Source organism: Mycobacterium sp. 1245801.1 (genome assembly GCF_001673055.1).
In the GTDB taxonomy this organism is placed as follows: Bacteria; Actinomycetota; Actinomycetes; order Mycobacteriales; family Mycobacteriaceae; genus Mycobacterium; species Mycobacterium europaeum_A.
The window spans coordinates 1-780 of the sequence record NZ_LZKY01000040.1 but is presented as its reverse complement, the minus strand read 5'-3'; the positions used below and the strand labels follow the sequence as shown (position 1 = coordinate 780).

The following is a 780-nucleotide window of genomic DNA, read 5'->3' as shown; positions in this document are numbered from 1 at the left end:
CGACGTCAACGTCATCGGGATCACGCTGAGCCGCAATCAGTTTGAGTACAGCAAGAACAAGCTGGCCGGATTGCCGACCAGCCGCAACATCGAGGTGCGGTTGCAGGGCTGGGAAGAGTTCGAGGACAAGGTCGACCGGATCGTCACGATTGGCGCCTTCGAAGCTTTCAAGATGGAGCGCTATCCCGCATTTTTCGAGCGCGCCTACGAGATCCTTCCCGACGACGGCCGAATGCTGTTGCACACCATCTTGACCTACACGCAAAAACAGCAGCACGAGCGCGGTGTTTCCATCACGATGAGCGATATCCGATTCGCTCGATTCATCGGCCAGGAAATTTTCCCGGGTGGACAACTCCCGGCGCAGGAAGACATTTTCAAATTCGGCGAGGCGGCGGGCTTCACGATCGAGCGGGTGCAGCTGCTGCAGCAGCATTACGCGCGGACCCTCAACATCTGGGCGGCCAACCTGGAGGCCAACAAGGACAAGGCGGTCGCCATCCAGTCCCAGGAGGTCTACGACCGGTACATGAAGTACCTGACCGGCTGCGCGAAGTTGTTCCGTGCGGGCTACACCGACGTCAATCAGTTCACGTTGGTCAAGTAGGGCGGGACAAGTCGGCCCCGAACGGTGAACCGTTCGGGGCCGATTGCTTTACTGGGCCGGTTACTTCTCCAGCGTGAATTGCCCCACATTGGTGACACCCTTGCGGAAGAAGTTCTCGCAGCCGGTCAGGTAGTGCATGTACTTGTCGTAGACCTCTTCGGACTGCAGGGCGA

General features: G+C 58.7%; 2 protein-coding genes. One reads left to right on the top strand and one right to left on the bottom strand.

Annotation, left to right across the window (positions count from 1 at the left end; translation table 11 throughout):
* A partial coding sequence (locus A5622_RS02265; RefSeq protein ID WP_066876392.1) for a class I SAM-dependent methyltransferase occupies nucleotides 1-607 on the top strand: 607 nt, incomplete at its 5' end.
* A gap of 60 nt (nucleotides 608-667) precedes the next feature.
* Here A5622_RS02265 and A5622_RS28835 read toward each other — a convergent pair.
* Nucleotides 668-780, bottom strand: a 113-nt coding sequence (locus A5622_RS28835; RefSeq protein WP_197507929.1) for a class I SAM-dependent methyltransferase, incomplete at its 5' end; no start/stop codon positions are given.